Source organism: Staphylococcus arlettae (assembly GCF_002902345.1).
In the GTDB taxonomy this organism is placed as follows: Bacteria; Bacillota; Bacilli; order Staphylococcales; family Staphylococcaceae; genus Staphylococcus; species Staphylococcus arlettae.
This window is the reverse complement of the sequence record NZ_PPQB01000005.1, coordinates 477,473-501,302: the sequence shown is the minus strand read 5'-3', so window position 1 is coordinate 501,302 and position 23,830 is coordinate 477,473. Positions and strand designations below refer to the sequence as shown.

Sequence of the window (23,830 nt, the reverse complement as noted above, 5' to 3'; positions counted from 1 at the left end):
ATTCTAAAACGTGGCTATAATATTAAATAATATTATAAGATTTAGCCTTATAATAAAATTTATGAAAGGGAGTTAATTTTTATGAAATCATCCGAAACGACTAATCGTAATAACAAACGCTCTCCCGTTTTCATTTATAGTGCAATTGTAGTGGCAATAGTTGTACTAATTGGTGCAATTTGGCCAGATCAATTTGGAGACGTAACGAATGAGATCAAACTATGGATTACTGATAAATTAGGTTGGTACTACCTAATTCTAACAACGATTATTGTATTTTTCTGTGTGTTCTTAATGTTCAGTCCGATTGGTAAACTTAAATTAGGTAAACCAAATGACAAGCCTGAATTCAATACAATATCTTGGTTTGCAATGCTATTCAGTGCAGGTATGGGTATTGGTTTAGTATTCTATGGTGCAGCGGAACCTATGGCAGACTTTGCTGCTCCACCAACAGCTGAACCTCAAACTAAAGCTGCCTATACTGAAGCTTTACGCTCTACATTTTTCCATTGGGGGTTCCATGCATGGGCAATTTACGGAGTAGTTGCACTTGCGTTAGCGTACGCTCAATTTAGAAAAGGTGAGCCAGGTTTAATTTCTAGAACTTTAAGACCAATGTTAGGGAATAAAGTTGAAGGACCTATAGGGACAATTATTGATGTACTTGCAGTATTCGCTACAGTAGTTGGTGTGGCGGTATCACTTGGTATGGGTGCATTACAAATTAATGGTGGTTTAAATTATTTATTTGGTGTTCCAAATAATGTTTGGGTACAGGCAATCATCATTGTAGTTGTAACAATTTTATTCATCATGAGTGCTTGGTCAGGTTTAAGTAAAGGTATTCAATATTTAAGTAATTTAAACATTAGTTTAGGTTTATTACTAATGATTATTGTGTTAATTATTGGTCCTACAGTACTAATTTTAAACATGATGACAAGCTCAACTGGTAGTTTACTAAATTCATTTTTAGCGAACTCTTTTGATACAGCGGCACAAAATCCTCAAAAACGTGAATGGATGTCTAGTTGGACACTTTACTATTGGGGTTGGTGGTTAAGCTGGAGCCCATTCGTCGGTATCTTTATTGCACGTGTATCTAAAGGACGTTCAATTCGTGAGTTTATTGGTGGCGTACTTTTAGTACCAGCAATTGTAAGTTTCATCTGGTTTAGTGTCTTTGGTGTGCTTGGTATTGAAGCAGGGAAAAAAGACCCTAAATTATTTGAAATGTCAGCTGAAACGCAACTCTTTGGTGTATTTAATGACTTGCCGTTCGGTATAGTATTATCGTTAATTGCACTTGTATTAATTGGATCATTCTTTATTACATCTGCAGACTCTGCGACATTTGTATTAGGTATGCAAACATCATTTGGTTCATTAGAACCTACAAACTTTGTTAAAGTGACTTGGGGTATCGCACAATCACTTATTGCCTTTGTATTATTATTTGCAGGTGGAGGGGACGGTGCCGAAGCATTAAACGCCATACAAAGTGCGGCGATTATTAGTGCCTTGCCATTCTCCTTTGTAGTAATAATGATGATGATTTCATTCTACAAAGATGCAAACCAAGAGCGTAAGTTCTTAGGTTTAACATTGACACCTAATAAACACCGAATGAAAGATTATGTAGAATTACAAAAAGATGAATACGAAGACGACATTATTGAACGTCGTAAAGATTTCAGAAATACAGAACAGTAATATTTTACTAAAGCCGAGGATCATATTGATTCTCGGTTTTTTATTTAGCATTCAATGATAATGATTCTCAATTGATAATGTTTACTTATTGCACTTTAATGGTATGATAAGGTACGCTTATGTTAACTGATTGGAAAATCAAATCTAATTTTGCCGGGAAACTAGCGTTATGTAGTTGTTTTCAGCAAAAGATAATAATACAATTTAGTTAACGGCACAATTAATAAATATCAGGGGGGATATATATGGCTTCTAATATTAAAGCGCAAGCGAAAAAATCGTTTGACCTAAATGGAAAATCATATACTTATTACGATTTGAACACTTTAGAAGAGCAAGGTTTAACTGAAATTTCTAAGTTACCATATTCAATTCGAGTGTTATTAGAATCAGTTTTACGTCAAGAAGATGGTTTCGTTATTACTGACGATCATATTAAAACATTATCAAAATTCGTGGATGGGGCAGAAGGAGAAGTTCCGTTCAAACCTTCACGTGTTATTTTACAAGACTTTACAGGTGTGCCAGCTGTCGTTGACTTAGCATCACTACGTAAAGCTATGGATGACGTAGGCGGAGATTTAAATAAAATCAATCCAGAGGTGCCTGTAGATTTAGTTATCGACCACTCAGTACAAGTTGATAGCTATGCGAACCCAGACGCTTTAGAACGAAATATGAAATTAGAATTTGAGCGTAACTATGAACGTTACCAATTCCTTAATTGGGCAACTAAAGCATTTGATAACTATAGTGCAGTACCACCAGCAACTGGTATCGTGCACCAAGTTAACTTAGAGTATTTAGCAAATGTTGTTCATGTGCGTGACGTAGATGGAGAAGAAGTAGCATTCCCAGATACATTAGTAGGTACAGATTCACATACTACAATGATTAACGGTATTGGAGTACTAGGCTGGGGTGTTGGTGGTATCGAAGCTGAAGCAGGTATGTTAGGACAACCTTCTTACTTCCCAATTCCAGAAGTAATTGGTGTACGCTTAACTAACGCTTTACCTCAAGGCTCTACAGCTACTGATTTGGCTCTACGTGTAACACAAGAATTACGTAAAAAAGGTGTTGTAGGCAAGTTCGTTGAATTCTTCGGACCAGGGGTACAACATTTACCATTGGCTGACCGTGCAACAATTGCTAATATGGCGCCTGAATATGGTGCAACATGTGGTTTCTTCCCTGTAGATGAAGAATCACTGAAATATATGAGATTAACTGGTCGTTCAGAAGATCATATTGAATTAGTGAAAAAATATTTACAAGAAAACAACATGTTCTTTGATGTTGACAAAGAAGACCCAGAATATACAGACGTTGTAGACTTAGATTTATCTACAGTTGAAGCATCATTATCTGGACCAAAACGTCCTCAAGACTTAATTTTCTTGAGCGATATGAAGGAAGAATTTGAAAAATCTGTAACGGCACCAGCGGGTAACCAAGGTCACGGATTTGATGAAAGTGAATTCGACAAAACTGCAACAATCGAATTTAATGATGGTACATCAACAACTATGAAAACTGGTGATTTAGCTATTGCAGCTATCACATCATGTACAAATACATCTAACCCATATGTAATGCTAGGGGCTGGCTTAGTTGCTAAAAAGGCAATTGAAAAAGGCTTAGAAGTTCCTGAATTTGTTAAAACTTCTTTAGCTCCAGGTTCAAAAGTTGTTACAGGTTATTTAAGAGATTCTGGCCTACAACAATATTTAGATGATCTTGGATTTAATTTAGTTGGTTATGGTTGTACTACATGTATCGGTAACTCAGGTCCTTTACGTGAAGAAATTGAAAAAGCGATTGCTTCAGAAGACTTACTTGTTACTTCAGTATTATCTGGTAACCGTAACTTCGAAGGTCGTATTCATCCATTAGTAAAAGCCAATTACTTAGCATCACCACAATTAGTAGTTGCATACGCATTAGCAGGTACTGTTGATATTGATTTACAAAATGAACCGCTTGGTAAAGGTAAAGACGGCGAAGATGTATTCTTAAAAGATATTTGGCCTTCAATCAAAGAAGTATCAGATACTGTTGATAGTGTTGTTACACCTGAATTATTCAAAGAAGAATATGAGTCAGTTTATAATAATAACGAAATGTGGAATGAGATTGATGTTACGGACCAACCATTATATGACTTTGATCCGGAATCAACTTATATTCAAAACCCTTCATTCTTCCAAGGCCTTTCTAAAGAGCCAGGTAAGATTGAACCATTAAATGATTTACGTGTAATGGGTAAATTTGGTGACTCAGTAACAACAGACCATATTTCACCAGCAGGTGCGATTGGTAAAGATACGCCAGCAGGTAAATATTTATTAGATCATGACGTACCAATTCGTCAATTTAATTCATATGGTTCACGTCGTGGTAACCATGAAGTTATGGTACGTGGAACGTTCGCGAATATTAGAATTAAAAACCAATTAGCTCCAGGTACAGAAGGTGGATTCACAACTTATTGGCCAACAGGCGAACAAATGGCAATTTATGATGCTGCTATGAAATATAAAGAAGATGGCACAGGTTTAGTTGTGTTAGCTGGAAATGATTATGGTATGGGCTCTTCACGTGACTGGGCTGCCAAAGGTACTAACTTATTAGGTGTTAAAACTGTCATTGCGCAAAGTTATGAACGTATCCATCGTTCAAACTTAGTTATGATGGGTGTATTACCATTACAATTTAAAGATGGTGAATCAGCTGATAGTTTAGGTATTGATGGTACTGAAATTATTTCTGTTAACGTTGATGAAAACGTGAAACCACATGATTTAGTTAAAGTACAAGCGAAAAAAGACAATGGCAAAGTAATCGAATTTGAAGCAGTAGCTCGTTTCGATTCTAACGTTGAATTAGACTACTATCGTCATGGTGGTATCTTACAACTTGTATTAAGAAATAAATTAGCAGAATAATTTTAAACATCTAACGGCTATGTGAGCTTTTGAGCTTTCATAGCCGTTTTTCTATGTTAGTATTTAAACAGTAATGTATTAATTGAAATGAGGAAAGAGAATGATTTATACACTCACTGAAATAGAAGCAAGATATCAAGAAACAGATCAAATGGGCGTTATCTATCATGGGAATTATCCAACATGGTTTGAAGTGGCGAGAACGGACTATATAACTAAATTAGGTTTTAGTTACAAAGCTATGGAAGATAGTGGTGTTATTTCACCTGTAACGGAAATTAATGTTAAATATATTAAACCAATTACATATCCTGAAAAAGTAACAATTAAAACTTGGGTAGAGCGCTATTCTCGTTTACGTTCACTTTATTGTTATGAAATATACAATGAGGCAGGAGAATTAGCTACAACAGGCTCTACAACGCTCACATGCATACGAAAAGCAGACGGGAAACCAATAAGATTAGATCGTACCTTCCCAGAGTGGCATGCAGTATATAAAGATGTCGATGAACGTAATAAAGCAGGAGAAAATTTAGAAGTTAAAAAATAATAATGCGCAAATAATGTAATTTTGGCAAACTTTGCACTATACTTTAAGTGCAATTACGAAGTGAGAACAATCCATATAATATTAAAAACAAAAGCGCCTAAGCCATTTGTAATGGTTTAGGCGCTTTTATATGAATTAATTAGCAATGTAAGTAATTTCATCTTCATTGTCAGTTACATCTATAAATAAATTATCATCTTCAAAATACCATAAATCTTTTTCTGCAATAACAACGTCTAAACCGTTATAATTCGTTTCATAACCGATTTCGACATCGTCTTTTTTGTCAACACTAAACGCTGGACTGAATCCTTGTTTTAATTGGAATTCTCCACCATAACGTACGAAGAATTGTAAGACTTTGTTATCCTCAGGCAAATCAAGTTCTTCCTTAAACCAAGATACCGCATTTTCCGAAAGTTTTAATTGCATATTAAAGTCTCCCTTCTGCATAAGCACTTGTCTTACTACAGTATTTTTAACATATTGCCAATACTCTAACATTACCCCTTTTGGATAATGATAATTGCAGTATAGCACATTTTTCTTCAAAATTTTTAGATTTAAGAATATTCTCAAAAAATTTACATAAAATTCATACTTATGACTTACAAATTTAAATATAAAAGGAAGTAGTATAAAATTCAAATTTTTGAACTCTATACTACTTCCTCGTGTGTATCAAGGTGCTGTAGTAACATGACCTTGACGTAAATAGCTAATTTTGATTTCGAGATTAGTGTGATATGAATCTTAGCAAAATAAAAAAGTTACATCCATTTTATTTTAGGTTCTTCACCTTTAAAAATCCTAACGATATTTGTTCTATGTCTAATAATCAATAATATACCAATACACATGCTGACAACTAATAATATATAGTCTCTAATTAATAGTGCACCAATAACACAGCAAATAGATGCTATAATACTTGATAGAGATACATATTTTGTTAAATAAAGTATTGCGAAGAAAATGGCTGCTAAAATTATTAATAATACAGGATTCACACCAAATACAACGCCAGCGCTAGTTGCAACTGCTTTTCCGCCTTTAAATCCTAAGTATACCGGGTACACATGTCCGAGTATTGCAAATGCACCAACAATTAAACCATTTGTAAACAAGGTAGAAATTGGGCCATCTGCTTGTACTGGTAACCATAGTGGGAAGAATACTACAATAAATCCTTTGAAAATATCTAAAAATGTAACGATAAACCCAGCAGGTTTACCTAAAACTCTAAAACTATTCGTTGCACCAGTATTTCCGCTTCCAAATTGTCTAATATCTTTTTTGAAAAATAATTTCCCTATAACATAGCCACTTGGAAATGCACCAATGAGGTAACTCAGTATCAACATAATTACTATCATCATATACATTTACACATCCTTTAATGACATTAATTTTATTTTACCATATGATACTATAATAAAACGACTAAAAATTAAAGTTAGTAAATGATTTGTTAATGAAATGTTACTTTGACGCTTGCAATTTAGCTAAATTTATATAAGAATAACTATTGTATAGTTTTAAAAACGAACGTACGTTTGTAGGAGGGCGAAACGATTGGCAATGAATAAGCAAAATAATTATTCGGATGATTCCATTCAGGTTTTAGAAGGGTTAGAAGCTGTTAGAAAAAGACCTGGTATGTATATTGGTTCAACCGATAAGCGTGGTTTACATCACTTAGTATATGAAGTTGTCGATAATTCCGTCGATGAAGTTTTGAATGGCCATGGTAATGAAATTTTGGTAACAATCAATAAAGATGAAAGTATTACTATAGAAGATAATGGACGTGGTATGCCTACAGGAATTCACGCGTCTGGGAAACCTACTGTTGAAGTTATTTTTACTGTTTTGCACGCTGGCGGTAAATTTGGCCAAGGTGGTTATAAAACATCAGGTGGTTTACATGGTGTTGGTGCTTCTGTTGTGAATGCTTTGAGTGCTTGGTTAGAAGTAGAAATTTATCGAGATGGAACAATTTATCAACAAAATTTTAAAGATGGTGGGAAACCTGCGACTGGCTTAGTGAAAAAAGGCAAAACGAAAAAAACAGGTACTAAGGTAACATTTAAACCTGATCCTGAAATCTTTAAAAATGCTTCAGCGTTTAACTTTGATGTACTTAGTGAACGCTTGCAAGAATCAGCGTTTTTACTTAAAAGTTTAAAAATAACATTAGCCGACAAACGACAAGGTAAAGAACGTGAAGAGGTTTATCACTATGAAGAAGGCATAAAAGAATTTGTTAGTTATGTTAACGAAGGCAAAGAAGTATTACATGATGTAACTACTTTTTACGGCCAAGCAAATGATATAGAGGTCGAAGTTGCATTTCAATATAACGATCAATATTCAGAAAGCATTTTAAGCTTCGTTAATAACGTCCGCACTAAAGATGGGGGAACGCACGAAGTTGGCTTTAAAACAGCTATGACGCGTGTGTTTAATGATTATGCACGTCGTATTAACGAATTAAAAACCAAAGATAAAAATTTAGACGGCAATGATATAAGAGAAGGTTTGACTGCTATTATCTCTATACGTATTCCTGAAGAGTTGTTGCAGTTTGAAGGTCAAACAAAATCAAAATTAGGAACACCGGAAGCACGTAGTGCAGTTGATTCAGTAGTTTCCGACAAATTACCCTATTATTTAGAAGAAAAAGGACAATTGTCTAAATCACTAGTGAAAAAAGCAGTAAAAGCACAACAAGCGCGTGAAGCCGCAAGAAAAGCACGTGAGGACGCTCGTTCTGGTAAAAAGAATAAACGCAAAGATACACTTTTATCAGGTAAATTGACTCCAGCCCAAAGTAAAAATACAGAGAAAAAAGAATTGTATTTAGTCGAAGGTGATTCTGCTGGTGGTTCGGCAAAATTAGGCAGAGACCGTAAATATCAAGCAATTTTACCGCTTCGAGGTAAAGTTATTAATACTGAAAAAGCCAAGTTAGATGATATTTTCAAAAATGAAGAAATAAATACTATCATTCACACTATTGGTGCGGGTGTCGGTAATGAATTTAAAATAGAAGATAGTAACTATAATCGCGTTATTATTATGACTGATGCCGATACTGATGGGGCTCATATTCAAGTATTACTGCTAACATTTTTCTTTAAATACATGAAGCCATTAGTGTTGGCAGGACGTGTATTCATCGCTTTACCACCACTTTACAAGTTGGAAAAAGGTAAAGGAAAAACCAAGAAAGTAGAATATGCTTGGACAGATGAAGAGTTAGAAAAGTTACAACAACAATTTGGTAAAGGCGTTACTTTACAACGCTATAAAGGTCTTGGTGAAATGAATCCTGATCAATTATGGGAAACAACAATGAATCCTGAAACAAGAACTTTAATTAGAGTTCAAGTTGATGATGAATTAAGATCTTCTAAGCGTGTTACGACATTGATGGGTGATAAGGTTGCACCACGAAGAGAATGGATTGAAAGTCATGTTGAATTCGGTTTACAAGAAGATTTAAGTATTTTAGATAATAGTGAAATTCAAATACTAGAACAAGATCATCAGAATGAGGAGGATGTAGATTGAGTGAGGTAATTCAAGACCTATCACTTGAAGATGTAATAGGCGATCGATTTGGTAGATATAGTAAATATATCATTCAAGAACGTGCATTACCCGATGTACGTGATGGTTTAAAACCTGTTCAACGTCGTATTTTGTACGCCATGTATGATAGCGGCAATACGTATGATAAAAATTTCCGTAAAAGTGCTAAAACAGTCGGCGATGTTATTGGACAGTATCATCCACACGGTGATACATCCGTTTACGATGCGATGGTTCGGTTAAGTCAGGATTGGAAATTACGTCATGTGTTAATTGAAATGCACGGTAATAACGGTAGTATTGATAATGACCCTGCAGCAGCTATGCGTTATACAGAAGCTAAACTGAGTCAAATTTCGGAAGAGCTAGTCAGAGACATTAATAAAGATACTGTACCGTTTATGCCTAACTATGACGATACGACAAAAGAGCCTATGGTATTACCAGCGCGTTTACCAAACTTATTAATCAATGGTAGTACAGGAATTTCAGCAGGTTATGCGACAGATATTCCACCTCATAATTTAGCTGAAGTGATTCAAGCTACACTTAAATATATAGACAATCCAGATATTACTGTGAGTCAATTAATGCGTTATGTTAAAGGACCAGATTTTCCAACTGGTGCTATTATTCAAGGTGTAGATGGCATTAAAAAAGCATATGAAACTGGGAAAGGTAAAATTGTAGTCCGTTCAACTGTTGACGTGGAAACTTTAAGAAATGGACGTAAAGAATTAGTTGTTACTGAAATCCCTTATGAAGTTAATAAAAGTTCATTAGTCAAAAAAATTGATGAACTGCGTGCTGATAAAAAAGTAGATGGCATTTTGGAAGTACGAGATGAAACGGACCGTACTGGATTACGTATTGCTATAGAGTTGAAAAAAGATGTTAATCATGAAGCTGTAGCGAATTATTTATATAAAAATACAGATTTACAAGTATCATATAGTTTTAATATGGTCGCTATCAGCGATGGACGTCCAAAATTAATGGGTATTCGTGAAATTATCGACAGTTATTTAAATCATCAAGTAGATGTTGTAACTAAACGAACACAATATGACTTGAATCAAGCAGAAAGTAGAATGCATATTGTTGAAGGTCTAATGAAGGCGCTGTCGATTTTAGACGAAGTGATTCAACTCATTCGTAATTCCAAAAATAAAAAGGATGCTAAAGAAAACTTAATCGAGAAGTATGAATTTACAGAAGCACAAGCAGAAGCAATCGTAATGTTACAACTTTATCGCTTAACGAATACAGATATCGTACAATTACAAAACGAACATGATGAACTAAAAGCAATTATCGACAAATTACGTCATATTTTAGATAATCATGATGCCTTGTTGGCTGTTATTAAAGAAGAATTGACTGAAATTCGCAAGAAATTTAAAACAGAACGACGCTCTGTAATTGAAGCGGAAATTTCAGAAATTAAAATCGATAAAGAAGTTATGGTACCGAGCGAAAATGTAATACTAAGTGTCACTCGCCACGGTTACATTAAACGTACTTCACTGCGTAGTTTCAATGCTAGTGGTGTGGAAGAAATCGGTGTTAAAGATGGAGATAGTTTATTAAAATATATCGACACTAACACATTAGATACTGCCTTAGTGTTTACGAATAAAGGGCGCTATTTGTTTATTCCAGTTCACAAATTAGCTGATATCAAGTGGAAAGATTTAGGTCAGCATGTATCACAAATTGTACCGTTGGAAGATGATGAATTTGTGATAGATGCGTATTGTGAAAATGATTTTAAACCAGATGCATATTATATTATCGCTACTCGAAATGGAATGATTAAGAAAAGTAATGTATCCATGTTTAAAACGACTAGATATAATAAACCTTTAGTTGCTATGAAAGTAAAAGAAAATGATGCAGTTATTGATATTATGCGCATTTCTGATGAACAAACACTAACAGTACTAACGCATAAAGGCATGTCACTGACATATCCATCTGAAGAATTATCGGATACTGGCTTACGAGCAGCAGGAGTGAAGTCAATTAATCTTAAAGCTGAAGATTATGTGGTACTAACGCAAATTGTCGCGCCTGAGAATACAATTTTAATGGCGACACATCGTGGTGCATTGAAACGTATCGATTATCGTGTCTTACAACTTGCTAAACGCGCACAACGCGGCATAACATTATTGAAAGAATTAAAAGGTAATCCACATCGTATTGTTGCAGCATGTGTTATTCAACCTGATGATACTTCATATACTATATTTTCAACTAATCAACAAGAAAGTGGTTTAATTAAAGATATTCACTTAACTGAACAATATACTAATGGTTCATTTGTAGTTGATGTTGATGAATTCGGTGAGATCAATAATTTGGTTGTTGAATAGTCTATAAAAAAAGAATAGTAACCTCTTTCATTTAATGATAAAATATTTTATGTAATAAAGAGGTCTATAACATAAAATAAATCAAGAGATTTATTATGGGTTGATAGTCGCACAAATTACGCTCATATATAAATCTCTTGCTCTTTATTTACATAAAAATTAAATTCATAAAGGGGGATTAATGTGAATAATTTTGACAGTTTAATTCCAGAATGGTTTAAAGTAATGGTTCAAACTGGGCATGATTTGATCTGGTCTCAGTATTTAATTGGTTTATTAATAACAGCAGGTTTATATTTCACTATTAGTTCAAAATTCGTGCAATTGAGATGGATTCCAGAGATGTTTCGCGCAATTGGTGAAAAACCTGAAACATTAGATAGTGGTAAAAAAGGTATTTCTCCGTTTCAAGCGTTTGCGATTAGTGCCGGCTCTCGTGTTGGTACAGGTAATATTGCTGGTGTTGCAACGGCAATCGTTTTAGGTGGTCCAGGTGCTGTGTTTTGGATGTGGGTTATAGCTTTTATTGGTGCAGCAAGTGCTTTTATTGAAGCAACATTAGCTCAAATCTACAAAGTACCCGATAAAGATGGTGGTTTCCGTGGTGGACCGGCTTATTACATAACTAAAGGTTTAAATCAACGTTGGTTAGGTGTAGTGTTTGCCGTATTAATTACAATTACTTTTGCTTTTGTTTTTAACACTGTGCAATCAAACACTATAGCTGAATCTTTAAATACACAGTACAATGTGAGTCCAGTGATTACTGGTATTGTCTTAGCTTTCTTTACTGCAGTCATTATTTTTGGTGGTGTACGTAGTATTGCTAATATTTCATCTATTATTGTACCTGTGATGGCAATAATTTATATTGGTTTAGTATTAGTTATCTTACTTATGAATTACGATCAAATTATACCTATGATTTCAACTATAATTAAAAGTGCATTTGGCTTCGAACAAGTAACAGGAGGCGCAGTAGGTGCAGCTATTTTACAAGGTGTAAAACGTGGTCTGTTCTCTAACGAAGCTGGTATGGGTTCTGCACCCAATGCAGCGGCTACTGCTGCGGCACCACACCCAGTAAAACAAGGACTAATACAGTCTTTAGGTGTGTTTTTTGATACTATGCTAGTTTGTACAGCGACAGCTATAATGATTTTACTATATAGCGGCTTAGAATTTGGTGAAAACCAACCCGTTGGTGTTGCAGTAACACAATCAGCACTAAATGAGCATCTAGGAAGTGCCGGTGGTATTTTCTTAACTGTAGCGATTACGTTATTTGCTTATTCTTCTGTTATTGGTAACTATTACTATGGTCAATCAAACATAGAATTTTTATCTAAAAACAAAGTATTACTCTTTATTTTTAGATGTTTAGTTGTTGTTCTAGTATTTGTAGGAGCAGTAGTAAAAACAGAAACAGTGTGGAGCACTGCTGATTTATTTATGGGCTTAATGGCAATTGTTAACTTAATAGCCATTATTGGTCTTTCTAATATCGCTTTTGCTGTTATGCGTGATTATCAACGTCAACGTAAAGAAGGCAAGAAACCAGTATTTAAACCAGAAGAATTGGAAATTAATCTTTTTGGTATTGAAAGCTGGGGCGCAAATAAAAAAGAAAAATCATTATATTAATAAATCAATGTTTACAGATTGGTTATTATCGTTGAGAAACACTTTAGTGATTTAATCTTGTAGGGCGAGCATATGAAATCAAACAGTTATCTGTTGATTTTTAGCTCGTCCTATTTTTTGTTATTTTACGTTAATTCTTAAGTAATCTAATCTTTTACTGTTCATTTTAAATGATTCAATATATAATTTTAATGATATAAAAGAAAGGTGATTCGTATGAGCCAGTATCACATTACCAAAATCTTAAACAATAATGTAATTATCTGTACGATTGATCGACAAGAAGTTATTTTACTTGGAAAAGGTATAGGTTTTAATAAAAAACCTGGTATGAAAGTGCAACGTGGTGATTCAATAGAAAAGGTTTATAAGTTGGATCAACAACATCAATTAGATCATTATAAACTTTTAGTTGCTCAAACAGATGAGAGTATTATTCATGCTATCATTGAAGCAGTGGATTTAATTACGAGTGAGGAAACTGTTATTGATGATAAGAAACTTGTTATAAGCTTAACTGATCATATTATTTTTGCATATAAACGATTGCAGCAACAACAAAAAATTACGAATCCTTTTATCGCAGAAACCCAGCAACTATACAGTGAGTCATATGACTTGGCACAACGTGTCATAGTGCAATTAAATGCTAAATTAGATGTAGACTTTCCAGAAGATGAAATTGGTTTTATAGCGTTACACATAGCATCAAATACGAATGCAATTTCTATTCATGAAGTTAATGCGATGTACAACATGGTGAGTAAAGCAACTAAAATCATTGAACATGATCTACAACAAACAATTGATAAGCACTCGATAAAGTATCAACGTTTCATTAGGCATGTGCAATTTTTAATTAGACGTATTCAACAAGATGAGCGTGCAGCTGCTTCTCAAGTATTTGAAGATATGGTTAAAGCGCATTATGCACTTTGTTACAATGTCGCATTAAAAATTATGAGATTAATCCAACGAGAGTTAAATGTTACAATTCATGAATCGGAAATTGTCTATCTTGCAATTCATATCCACCACTTCACAATATCTGACCAGCCTTAAATAATCTGAAGCTTTATACATATAACTTTAATATAGCACTACAAGAGACAATCATTAAAAAATAGTTTAATGATTGTCTTTTTTACATTAAATTAACAAAGTTAATATTAAAATTACTATAAGAAAATAATTTTAATATTAACTTATGTATAATTGTTTTTGTATATAAATACTATTTACTTTTGCAAATATTATAGTTATTATAGAGTTGTTTGATTAGTTGAGGGGAGCGTTTGGCATACAATATGAAATATTATGATGAAATTCCTGTCATAAGAGCAGTAGCAGCTATGCTAGTAGTAGCCATTCACACTGTGAATAGTATAGCTTATTCAGCAAGTACAGGTGGCTTTACTTCTGAACCGTTAGGGTATATAAATCAATTAGCACGACTAGGCACGCCAGTTTTTGCTGTGATTAGTGGGTTTTTACTGACTATTTCGGTAGTGAATCGAGGTTTTAGTATGTCACACTTTGCTAAATCACGTTTTACTAAAATACTTATCCCTTATATTATATGGAGTATATTTTACTTATTATACAGAGCATTTTATTTACATAATTTAGAACCTGATGGTGAATTAGTGAATTATTTTGTTTATGGTAAAGCTAATTTCCATTTATATTTTATTTTAACGGTTATTCAGTTTTATGTATTATTCCCATTCATTCATAGATTTAAAAAGGGTTGGCCGTTGATAGTTGCATTTTTAATACTTACGGTTATCAATGTGCTTTGGATTAAGGTACAGCCTGTGTCACTCGGTATAGAAAGTTTAGACCGTTTTGTTAATGATAAAATGTTTATTCTTAATTGGATATCATTTTTCATGTTTGGCATTGTTTATGCTAAATTTTATGATGAAATTAAAGCGTTGATATTTAAATATCAAAAAGTATTATGGGTAATAATTTTCATTTTATTTGTTGATCTATTTGTCAGTATAGATTTAGAAAACTTACATAGTTCGGCACATATTTCTAACTTAATTTATATTCCGTTCTTTATTGTCTTTTTAAATTATCTATATGTCTGGATTAAGCAAGATAAGATATTGCTGAAAACATTTACGCTAATTGGTAACTATTCAATGGGTATTTACTTGGTACATTATGTTGGCATTCAATTTATGAAACGATTACCAGTTATTAATGAGATTGCACCACAAAGTAAATTTGTATTCATCTTTATTGGTGCTGTTGCGTTATCAGTTGGTATGGTGTGGGTTATTGGTAAATTACCATATGGTAATTATATTGTACCTATTCCGAAGAAAAAGGTTACACAACCAACACAAGAGGTACCGAAGAAAAGTCGTATCGATCCACAATTTTCAAATATGAATTCTTAAAGTAAACTACCGTGTATTGAGTTTGACTTAATACACGGTAGTTATGTATATATTATATATGCATGAAATTACTATAAAACGGGTAGAATGCTATGTTATAACGTAATTTATATAACTGGAGTACGATATGAAGTTTTTAAATTGACATCGTGTGTTAGTATGGAGAATAATTAACAACACAGTTGGTTATAATAAATCATGTTTTCATATACAATGAGATGTATAAATAAGTTTGTTTATAAGGTACGGTGAAGATTATGTCGAGCGAAGAAAATGTTAAGCGGCAAGAAAAGAGTAAAAAGAAATTAAATTTAAATTTTCCTGAAACGCGATTTATGCGCTTTTTAGGTGGTAAAGATTTAATTTTTGGTTTATTTATGTTGATTTTGATTGGTATAGTAATTTTTATATTTGATCAAGTTTCTTACATATTCAAACCATTTATTATTGTTTTTAACACTATAGTAGCACCTATTATAGTGTCATTAATTCTTTATTATTTATTTAACCCAATAGTTAACTTAATGGAACGTTATAATATTTCAAGACTTTGGGGAGTAATTATTTTATTTTTAGTAATTATTGGTGTTATATCGTTAGCTATTAATTTATTAATACCAGTGATTAGTAGTCAAATTAAAACATTCGGTACGAATTTCCCGCATTACATTACTAAAGTTAATCAATTTATAGATAATATTACAAAATACACTGTAGCTTCGAATTTTTATAGTCAAATTCAAGACTATTTAAACTCGCTAGCTAAAAAAATTCCATCTATGATTTCAGATTACTTTAATGGTTTTGGTTCGAAAGTGAAAAACATCGCGGAAACAGTTGTTAATGTTGGGGTAGTCATCGTAACAACACCATTTGTTTTATTCTTCATGTTAAAAGATGGCCATCGTTTTAAAGATTTTTCAACAAAAATTGTGCCACCTAAATTCAGAAAAGACTACCATGATTTATTAGATAAAATGAGTGTTCAAGTAGGTTCATACATTCAAGGACAAATTATTGTGTCTCTCTGTATTGGTGTCTTATTGTTTATTGGTTATTCTATTATCGGTTTAGATTATGGCTTGATTTTAGCTTGTATCGCTGCTGTAACGAGTGTAGTGCCATATATTGGACCTACGATAGCTATATCACCGGCTATTATTATTGCGTTAATTACGTCACCAATTATGCTGTTGAAATTAATCGTAGTTTGGACGGCAGTACAATTTATTGAAGGGCATTTTATATCACCGAATATTATGGGTAAAACTTTACAAATTCATCCACTGACAATTATTTTTATATTGTTAAGTGCTGGAAACTTATTAGGAGTTGTAGGTGTGATATTAGGTATTCCTGCTTATGCAATTCTTAAAGTATTAGTTTCTCATTTATATTTCTTATATAAACGTAGATACAATAAATACTATGGTGATGATGCTGGAGAGTATGAATTTAAAAATGATGAACAAGAATATATTAGAGATTGATTTAGTTTTCGACTGTCGACAAAGTTTCTGTCTTTGTTGGCAGTTTTTTTATGCACGCTTTCCGCGGGCACTGCCTCAGCCTGTAGTCTTCGGAGAGTGCCATTTCCGCAGGAGTCGGCCCAAATAACTGCCAATCTTAAAAGATTTAAATTAAATAATGGTGTGTTTATTATGTTGAATAAATCAAAGGATAAAGAGATAATTTGAAATGATTGCTATTTCTAAATAAAGCTCCTAATCATCGTCTATTACATAAAGTCGATACAATATTGATTTTAGATTTTGTTTCAGACTGTCGACAAAGTTTCTGTCTTTGTTGGCAGTTTTTTTGTGCACGCTTTCCGCGGATACTGCCTTAGCCTGTAGTCTTCGGAGAGTGCCATTTCCGCAGGAGTCGGCCAAATAACAGCCAATCTTAAAAGATTTAAATTAAATAATGGTGGTGTTTATTATGTTGAATAAATCAAAGGATAAAAGAGATCAATAGAAATGCTTACTATCTCTGAATTTTTATTATCGGCAGACAGCATCATTTCATAGGCTGTATATTTAGTTGATCAACTTTGTCGTGAGAAATATTAACATTTAAAGCTATTTAATTTTATTTTTATTCCATAGTCAACGGTTTTATGCTATATTTTTATAAAATATAAAAATTTTAGAAGTCGATGTGGTGTTATGACAAGAAAATTTAAAAAGAAAATATTACTAACATTAAAAGTAACCTTTGCAGTAGCGCTATTGGGGATTGTAGTGTTTAATTTAGCAAGAGAGTTAGCACATGTGAATGTCAAACAGACTTTAATTATGTTTGGCCAACTTAATCGTTGGTGGCTTATTATGCTTTTTGTTAGTGGTGGTGCTTCACTTATCATTCTTTCACTTTATGATGTCGTGTTAGCAAAGGCGATGCATATGCGCATAACGTTATGGAAAGCTATGCGCTTAGGCTATATTATTAACGCTGTAAATGCAGTAGCAGGATTTGGCGGCTTTATAGGTGCAACCGTTCGTTACATGGCATATAAAAATGAAACTACAAATAAAAAAGCCTTGGTAAAGGCAATTTCAGTCGTCTTAATATCGATGTTAACGGGATTAAGTTTATTATCAATATTAGTTGTTGCACATGTTTTTGATGTATCACATTTGTTTAGTGCTTATCCATGGGTGCGATGGCTATTATATATTGTTGCACTGTTTTTACCATTATTTGTTATTGGCAGTATTATACGTCCAGTCAATGAGCAGAATAAATATTTAGGTGTTTATTGTACATTTGTTTCTGGTTTTGAATGGTTTGCAGCAGCATTAGTTTTGTATTTTGCACTTTTTATAGTTGGTGTACAATTATCATTCCCAGTATTTATGGGTGTATTTATAGTGGCTGCACTATCAGGTTTAATAAGTTTTATTCCTGGAGGCTTTGGGGCTTTTGATTTGATTTTGCTATTAGGTTTACAAGCATTGAATGTACCTGAAGAAAAAATTGTCCTTGCTCTGTTATTGTACCGATTCGCTTATTATTTTTTCCCAGTACTAATTGCCTTAATCCTTTCTATCTTTGAATTTAAAGATGCTGCCAAACGCTATTTCGGTGAGTCTAAAGTGTTTATACCTGTTATAGATATGACGTCACTTTTTAAGTCGTATCAAAAAGATATCATTGCCAAAATACCAGTATTTTCTATGTCTATTTTATTATTTTTTACGAGTGTATTGTTTTTCTTGAATAATTTAACGATAATTATTGATGGCTTATATAATGCTAATCATTATTTAGATTATATTATTGTCTCTATGCATACCTGTGCTTGTTTATTATTAATGCTCAATGTTGTAGGTGTTTACAAACTATCTAAACGCGCGATTATGGTTTCTGCAGTAGCGTTATTACTTATCATGTTTGTTACACTGTTTACATATTTTTCACTAATATTAATAGGCTGGCTCACAATTATGCTCATATTATTGCTCGTCTTTTATAGACGTGCCAGAGTGTTGAAGCGACCATTTAGATTAGCGTCATTTTGCTGGATGCTTGTCGTTAGTAGTTTTGTACTATATTTAAATCATGTGTACATTTACGAGTCACTTTATACATTAGATGTGTATCAGATTCAAGTTGATACGTCTATTTTACGTTATTATTTCTGGTTTACAGTGTTGTTTGTAGTACTTATCGTTGGGACGATTGTGTGGTATTTTGAACGGAAAGTACAACTACATCATAGTGGAGAAGATATCAAAATATGTGAGAATATTATTCAAGAATATGGGGGTAGTTATTTGAGTCATCTGATTTACACAGATGATAAGCAATGCTTTATTGATGGAAGTCAACGTGCCTTTTTAATGTATCGTTTGAAAAAGGGTGCTTATATTGTTTTAGGAGATCCGGTAGGAGATGAAAATTATTTTAACGCTTTATTAGTTGAATTTTATAGTCATGCGCATGATATCGGTTATGATATTATCTTTTATCAGGTTACAGATAAACATTTAGCATTGTATCATAACTTTGGTAATCAATTTTTTAAATTAGGTGAAGAGGCAGTCATTGATTTAGACACATTTACTGTTGCCGGTAAAAAACGACGAGGATTACGTGCTACACTTAATAAATTATCAGAACAGGGGATGTCGTTTGAGGTTGTAAAGCCACCGTATACACAGTCGTTAATGGTTGCTCTACAGCAAATAAGTGATGATTGGTTAGCTGGTCGAAAAGAAATGCAATTTTCTGTAGGTGCTTTTTATGAATATTATTTAGCACAAGCACCTATTGCAGTTATTAAAAATGAACAACAACAAATTATTGCCTTTTGCAACTTTATGCCCACTTATTATCGAGACACTATATCTGTAGACTTGATTAGGTGGGATCCGCAAGAGGAAATGCCATTAATGGATGCATTATACTTACACATGTTGTTGTGGGCGAAAGAAGCAGGTTACAAACGTTTTAACATGGGAATGGCTACGCTATCTAATGTGGGGCAACTACCTTTTTCATACACAGGAGAGCGATTAGCAGGGCGTGTGTTTGAACACTTCAATAGAATTTATCATTTTCAAGGTTTAAGGCGTTACAAAGAAAAGTTTAAACCACAGTGGGAATCTAGATTTTTAGTCTATCGCAAGAAAAGTTCTTTATGGTTAAGTCTATTAAAAGTATTAAATGTGATTAGACGTTAATGCAAATAATAAAAGCCACCGTTATGGACACGGTGGCTTTTATGCTAAGGAGTTTAAATGTTTAATCAATTTTATAGTTAATAAATTTAGAGAAGTAAGTAATATGATTAACTATAATAAACTAACGCGTAATATTGTGTAGATATTACTTTTGAATCTAACTATACTCGATATCTCGAATACCCCTTTGTTCAACCAAGGCATATGTTTACTATAACAGTTTTAGTAAGCGTTTTCAATGGCGTACAAGATAGATAAAAGTAACATTTTATCATTAAAGGGTCAAAAAACTTATAAAATGAAAAGAATAATAAGCACGTAAAATAAAAAAACGTTACATAGTAGCATGATGGCTATACTATGTAACGTCGGATGATTTGTTATTGCTGATAACGTTGGCGCTCTTGCTGTTCCGCAGCATAGCGTTCAGGATTTTTTTTGTAAAAATCTTGATGGTATTCTTCAGCTTGATAAAAAGTTGAAGCGGGTAAAATTTTAGTAGCAATTGCTTTATCGTGTTCAAATGTATCTTTTAGTTGTTCGATATAATTTTCAGCAACTTGTTTTTGATCGTCATTGGTATAAAAAATTGCAGTTTTATATTGTGCACCTCTATCTTGAAATTGGCCACCTTCATCTGTTGGGTCAATGACAGAGAAAAAGATTTCTAATAATTTATTATAGGAAAATAAGGCCACATCATATTCTATTTCAATTGTTTCGTAGTGACCTGTAGTACCAGTTTTTACTTGTTCATACGTTGGATTATCAACATGACCTCCCATGTAACCTGAAGTTACTTTTTCGATACCTTCAAAAGTGTCAAACGGCTTAACCATGCACCAAAAGCAACCTCCAGCGAAATACGCCTTGTTAATATTCATGCTTAACATCCTTTCTGAATAGCCCTTTAGTCCGATTTATTTAGAAATTACTTGATTTTTACATTAAATTTATATAACTTTAATATGTATTAATTATAGTACATAGATTTGTAATTTTGAAGATATAAGGTTGATATTATATGAGCGAAGATAAGCAAAAGAGAGAATTTAATGAAGGTGATACGCCGCACAAGACTCCACCAAGGCGATCACGAAAGAAAAAAAGAGTAAGAAAACTACCTTTTATAATTTTATTTATCATTATTATTTTAGGTATAGTAATTGGTTATGCTATTCATGGGTATAATTCTGGTATTGATTACGCTAAAGAACATGGTAAAACCATAAAAAAAGAAAAATTTAATGGTGCCGCTAAAAATGATGGAAAAATTACGGTTATGGTTCTTGGCGCTGATAAAGAAGCTGATGGTATGTCCCGTACAGACTCTATTATGATTGCACAGTATGATTACGTGCATAAAAAAATGAAAATGATGTCTGTAATGAGAGACATATATGCAGATATACCTGGACATGGTCAGCATAAAATTAATTCTGCCTATACGATGGGTGGACCTGAATTACTACGTAAGACACTGAAAAAGAATTTAGGTATTGATCCAGAATACTATGCGATTTTAGATTTTACTGGCTTTGAAAAAATGATAGATGAGCTAGAGCCCGATGGTGTCCCAATTGATGTTGAAAAAGATATGTCTAAAAATATAGGTGTATCATTGAAAAAAGGTAATCATCGTTTAGATGGTAAAGAATTACTTGGTTATGCAAGATTCAGACATGACGCAGAAGGTGATTTTGGTCGTGTGCGTCGCCAACAACAAGTAATGCAATCATTGAAAAAAGAACTCGTGAGCCTTGATACTTTACCGAAATTACCAAAAGTAGCAGGTATTTTACGTGGTTATTTAAACACTAATATGCCGGATTCTGCATTGATTCAATCAGGATTAAACTTTGGTATTAGAGGCGATAAAAACGTGGATTCTATAACATTACCAGTAGAGGGATCGTACCAAGATATTCAATCACCAATGGATGGTAGTGCTTTAGAAATTGACAAAGCAACAAATAAAAAAGAAGTGGAAAAATTCCTCAATGAATAAAAAGGCACTTATTTGCTGCCTTCAAACTGTCAACAAAGTCTCTGATTTTGTTGGCAGTTTTTTTATGCACGCTTTCCGCAGGCACTGCCTTAGCCTGTGGTCTTCGGCGAGTGCTGTTCCTGCTGGAGTCGGCATAAGCCACTGCTAGTACTATGGAAAAGTCTTTAGGAGAAGTAATACCTAAAGTTATATACTGACGATACGACATGAGGTTATCGACAAAGTCTCTGATTTTGTTGGCAGTTTTTTTGTGCACGTTTTACGTGGACACTACTTTAGGTTATTTATCTTCGGTTAGTACGAGTCGGTTCAAATCACTTCCAATATTATAATAAATATAAATAAACAAACCTTAGGAGAACAACTGTCACCTAAGGTTTGTCTGTATTTTTATTATGTAAATAGCATTAACTGTGTACATATTTTTATTACTGATCTACTTTTCTGACTCCTGCCACACCGTAATGTTCTGGTTTCATTTCTTCTACGATGACATGTATAGCCTCTCTATTTGCACCAGTTGACTTTTCTACAGCGTTTGTAACCTCAGAAACTAAATCTTTAAGTTGTTCGTCAGAGCGTCCTTCTAATAATTTTACGTTAATAATTGGCATATGACTTCCTCCTCATAGTAAGTTGTAGTTTATTATAGCATGAATATTCAAACTATTTCAGTGAAGACTATAGATATAGCATTTATATACTAATGTTGTAGCTTTAGAACACTTAACCATTACGTGGAAAATTGAAAGGTCAAATAATGAATAATATTTATTACTAAGCTTGTTATATATGCGAAAGATAAAAATTGTTGCTATGTATGTAAGTATAATTTTAAGCGTGAACCGATGGCTGTAAAGTTTTGGTTTTCGTAAAAATGTAAAGTACGAGGCCAACGTGTTATGTTCGGTGTTCCCACTTCTATATGTTGCCAGTTCACTGTTTTACCATATGTCACTGCTTGATGAATTAGTTGTGATCCGACGCCACGATTTCTATAACTAGGCTCTACATAAAGTTCTTGAATAATACCTAAATCACCATTGGCATAAAGTGCTGTTGATTGATAGAGGGATAGAAAGCCTATTGCTACTGATTCATCATAAATTAAAAAACCTGTCCATTGTGGATTGTGTTGAATGAGCTGTTGACTGGTAACTAAGTAATTGCTTGAGGACACTGTAGTGCCACGTAATTCAGATAATAGTTTCGCAGTAAAAACTGCTACTTGCCGATAATCACTTTTTGTAACTTCTATAATATTATACGTCATAAATTTAGTCCTTTCACTGTAGTAATCATTGTTGTAAGTAGTTTTCTTGTAGCGCTTAGTTTTATTAAAACATAAGTATTTTGAAATTATAATGCTTTGTAAAAATAAATTTAGCCTTTGAAATAATTTAGAAAATGGTATACACTATAACCGAACACTTGTTCTGTTTTTGTGGGAGGTTATGACTATGGAAATGTATGATTATAATTTATTAGAAGAACGAGATGTATTGTGTATTGACCAAAAGAGTTTTTTTGCGAGTGTTTCTTGTCTCCAGAAAGGATTAAACCCATTAACGACTAAGTTAGCAGTAGTGGCAGATACTAAACGCCAAGGGTCTGTTGTCTTAGCTGCCACACCAGCACTTAAAGCATTAGGTATTAAAACAGGATCAAGGTTATTTGAAATACCGCATAGAACAGACATTTTTATTATTAATCCAAGTATGCGTAAATATTTAGAAGTATCGATAGCTATTTCTAAAATTGCGTTACGTTATGTACCACCGGAGGATTTACATCAATACAGTATTGATGAATTCTTTATAGATGTGACCGATAGTTATCATAGATTTAGTACAACATTGCATTCCTTTTGTGAAAGGTTAAGAA

General features: G+C 33.2%; 17 protein-coding genes. 12 read left to right on the top strand and 5 right to left on the bottom strand.

Annotation, left to right across the window (positions count from 1 at the left end; genetic code table 11):
• The first annotated feature begins 81 nt into the window (after window positions 1-81).
• The 3 genes from CD036_RS02575 to menI all read left to right on the top strand — a co-directional run bounded on the left by CD036_RS02575 (window position 82) and on the right by menI (window position 5,217).
• A complete protein-coding gene (locus CD036_RS02575; protein WP_103387920.1) occupies window positions 82-1,716 on the top strand; it encodes a BCCT family transporter in 1,635 nt (544 codons plus the stop codon).
• Window positions 1,717-1,961: 245 nt separating this feature from the next.
• A complete protein-coding gene (gene acnA / locus CD036_RS02570) occupies window positions 1,962-4,664 on the top strand; it encodes an aconitate hydratase AcnA (RefSeq protein WP_002511080.1) in 2,703 nt (900 codons plus the stop codon).
• A gap of 100 nt (window positions 4,665-4,764) precedes the next feature.
• The gene (gene menI / locus CD036_RS02565) at window positions 4,765-5,217 is read left to right on the top strand and encodes a 1,4-dihydroxy-2-naphthoyl-CoA hydrolase MenI (protein ID WP_021458823.1); all 453 of its coding nucleotides are present in this window, start codon (window positions 4,765-4,767) and stop codon (window positions 5,215-5,217) included.
• A 135-nt stretch (window positions 5,218-5,352) separates the two neighbouring features.
• On the opposite strand, the gene CD036_RS02560 is transcribed toward menI, so the two are convergent.
• The gene (locus tag CD036_RS02560) at window positions 5,353-5,649 is read right to left on the bottom strand and encodes a HesB/YadR/YfhF family protein (RefSeq protein ID WP_002511082.1); all 297 of its coding nucleotides are present in this window, start codon (window positions 5,647-5,649) and stop codon (window positions 5,353-5,355) included.
• A gap of 338 nt (window positions 5,650-5,987) precedes the next feature.
• Window positions 5,988-6,596 (bottom strand): glycerol-3-phosphate 1-O-acyltransferase PlsY, encoded by a 609-nt coding sequence (gene plsY, locus CD036_RS02555; protein ID WP_103388015.1) that lies wholly within the window; start codon window positions 6,594-6,596, stop codon window positions 5,988-5,990.
• Between the two features lie 202 nt (window positions 6,597-6,798).
• Between plsY and parE the strand changes: the two genes are divergently transcribed.
• The 7 genes from parE to mprF all read left to right on the top strand — a co-directional run bounded on the left by parE (window position 6,799) and on the right by mprF (window position 19,938).
• The gene (gene parE / locus CD036_RS02550; RefSeq protein WP_103387919.1) at window positions 6,799-8,793 is read left to right on the top strand and encodes a DNA topoisomerase IV subunit B; all 1,995 of its coding nucleotides are present in this window, start codon (window positions 6,799-6,801) and stop codon (window positions 8,791-8,793) included.
• Entirely contained in the window at window positions 8,790-11,192 is a 2,403-nt protein-coding gene (gene parC / locus CD036_RS02545; RefSeq protein ID WP_002511085.1) for a DNA topoisomerase IV subunit A, read from the top strand. The genes parE and parC overlap by 4 nt, the downstream gene beginning before the upstream one ends.
• 183 nt (window positions 11,193-11,375) lie before the next feature.
• Window positions 11,376-12,836: a glutamine transporter AlsT gene (gene alsT / locus CD036_RS02540; protein WP_103387918.1), complete on the top strand. Its 1,461-nt coding sequence runs from the start codon at window positions 11,376-11,378 to the stop codon at window positions 12,834-12,836.
• A gap of 216 nt (window positions 12,837-13,052) precedes the next feature.
• Entirely contained in the window at window positions 13,053-13,898 is an 846-nt protein-coding gene (glcT, locus tag CD036_RS02535) for a glucose PTS transporter transcription antiterminator GlcT (protein WP_002511087.1), read from the top strand.
• A gap of 245 nt (window positions 13,899-14,143) precedes the next feature.
• The gene (locus tag CD036_RS02530; RefSeq protein WP_103388014.1) at window positions 14,144-15,250 is read left to right on the top strand and encodes an acyltransferase family protein; all 1,107 of its coding nucleotides are present in this window, start codon (window positions 14,144-14,146) and stop codon (window positions 15,248-15,250) included.
• Between the two features lie 257 nt (window positions 15,251-15,507).
• Window positions 15,508-16,740 (top strand): AI-2E family transporter, encoded by a 1,233-nt coding sequence (locus CD036_RS02525; protein WP_103387917.1) that lies wholly within the window; start codon window positions 15,508-15,510, stop codon window positions 16,738-16,740.
• A 678-nt stretch (window positions 16,741-17,418) separates the two neighbouring features.
• Window positions 17,419-19,938, top strand: a complete 2,520-nt coding sequence (mprF, locus tag CD036_RS02520; RefSeq protein ID WP_103387916.1) for a bifunctional lysylphosphatidylglycerol flippase/synthetase MprF — start codon at window positions 17,419-17,421, stop codon at window positions 19,936-19,938.
• 380 nt (window positions 19,939-20,318) lie between these two features.
• Here mprF and msrA read toward each other — a convergent pair whose 3' ends face one another.
• Window positions 20,319-20,822 carry a peptide-methionine (S)-S-oxide reductase MsrA gene (gene msrA, locus CD036_RS02515; protein WP_002511091.1) on the bottom strand — a complete coding sequence of 168 codons (504 nt, stop codon included), beginning with the start codon at window positions 20,820-20,822 and terminating at the stop codon, window positions 20,319-20,321.
• A gap of 140 nt (window positions 20,823-20,962) precedes the next feature.
• On the opposite strand from msrA, the gene CD036_RS02510 reads away from it, so the two are divergent.
• A complete protein-coding gene (locus tag CD036_RS02510; protein ID WP_002511092.1) occupies window positions 20,963-21,946 on the top strand; it encodes an LCP family protein in 984 nt (327 codons plus the stop codon).
• A 428-nt stretch (window positions 21,947-22,374) separates the two neighbouring features.
• Here CD036_RS02510 and thmT read toward each other — a convergent pair whose 3' ends face one another.
• Together thmT and CD036_RS02500 are read right to left on the bottom strand one after the other, a co-directional pair.
• A complete protein-coding gene (thmT, locus tag CD036_RS02505; RefSeq protein ID WP_002511093.1) occupies window positions 22,375-22,560 on the bottom strand; it encodes a 2-hydroxymuconate tautomerase in 186 nt (61 codons plus the stop codon).
• A 200-nt stretch (window positions 22,561-22,760) separates the two neighbouring features.
• On the bottom strand, window positions 22,761-23,219 hold the full coding sequence (locus tag CD036_RS02500; RefSeq protein WP_002511094.1) for a GNAT family N-acetyltransferase: 459 nt from the start codon (window positions 23,217-23,219) through the stop codon (window positions 22,761-22,763).
• A 193-nt stretch (window positions 23,220-23,412) separates the two neighbouring features.
• Here CD036_RS02500 and CD036_RS13270 point away from each other — a divergent pair.
• Window positions 23,413-23,830: Y-family DNA polymerase (locus tag CD036_RS13270; RefSeq protein WP_444547470.1), on the top strand; the 418-nt coding region annotated here is incomplete at its 3' end.

Coding starts and splice junctions, on each gene's coding strand:
- CD036_RS02575 (WP_103387920.1), top strand. CDS start 82: ATGAAATCATCCGAAACGACTAATCGTAATAACAAACGCTCTCCCGTT.
- acnA (WP_002511080.1), top strand. CDS start 1,962: ATGGCTTCTAATATTAAAGCGCAAGCGAAAAAATCGTTTGACCTAAAT.
- menI (WP_021458823.1), top strand. CDS start 4,765: ATGATTTATACACTCACTGAAATAGAAGCAAGATATCAAGAAACAGAT.
- CD036_RS02560 (WP_002511082.1), bottom strand. CDS start 5,649: ATGCAATTAAAACTTTCGGAAAATGCGGTATCTTGGTTTAAGGAAGAA.
- plsY (WP_103388015.1), bottom strand. CDS start 6,596: ATGATGATAGTAATTATGTTGATACTGAGTTACCTCATTGGTGCATTT.
- parE (WP_103387919.1), top strand. CDS start 6,799: ATGAATAAGCAAAATAATTATTCGGATGATTCCATTCAGGTTTTAGAA.
- glcT (WP_002511087.1), top strand. CDS start 13,053: ATGAGCCAGTATCACATTACCAAAATCTTAAACAATAATGTAATTATC.
- CD036_RS02530 (WP_103388014.1), top strand. CDS start 14,144: ATGAAATATTATGATGAAATTCCTGTCATAAGAGCAGTAGCAGCTATG.
- CD036_RS02525 (WP_103387917.1), top strand. CDS start 15,508: ATGTCGAGCGAAGAAAATGTTAAGCGGCAAGAAAAGAGTAAAAAGAAA.
- mprF (WP_103387916.1), top strand. CDS start 17,419: ATGACAAGAAAATTTAAAAAGAAAATATTACTAACATTAAAAGTAACC.
- msrA (WP_002511091.1), bottom strand. CDS start 20,822: ATGAATATTAACAAGGCGTATTTCGCTGGAGGTTGCTTTTGGTGCATG.
- CD036_RS02510 (WP_002511092.1), top strand. CDS start 20,963: ATGAGCGAAGATAAGCAAAAGAGAGAATTTAATGAAGGTGATACGCCG.
- thmT (WP_002511093.1), bottom strand. CDS start 22,560: ATGCCAATTATTAACGTAAAATTATTAGAAGGACGCTCTGACGAACAA.
- CD036_RS02500 (WP_002511094.1), bottom strand. CDS start 23,219: ATGACGTATAATATTATAGAAGTTACAAAAAGTGATTATCGGCAAGTA.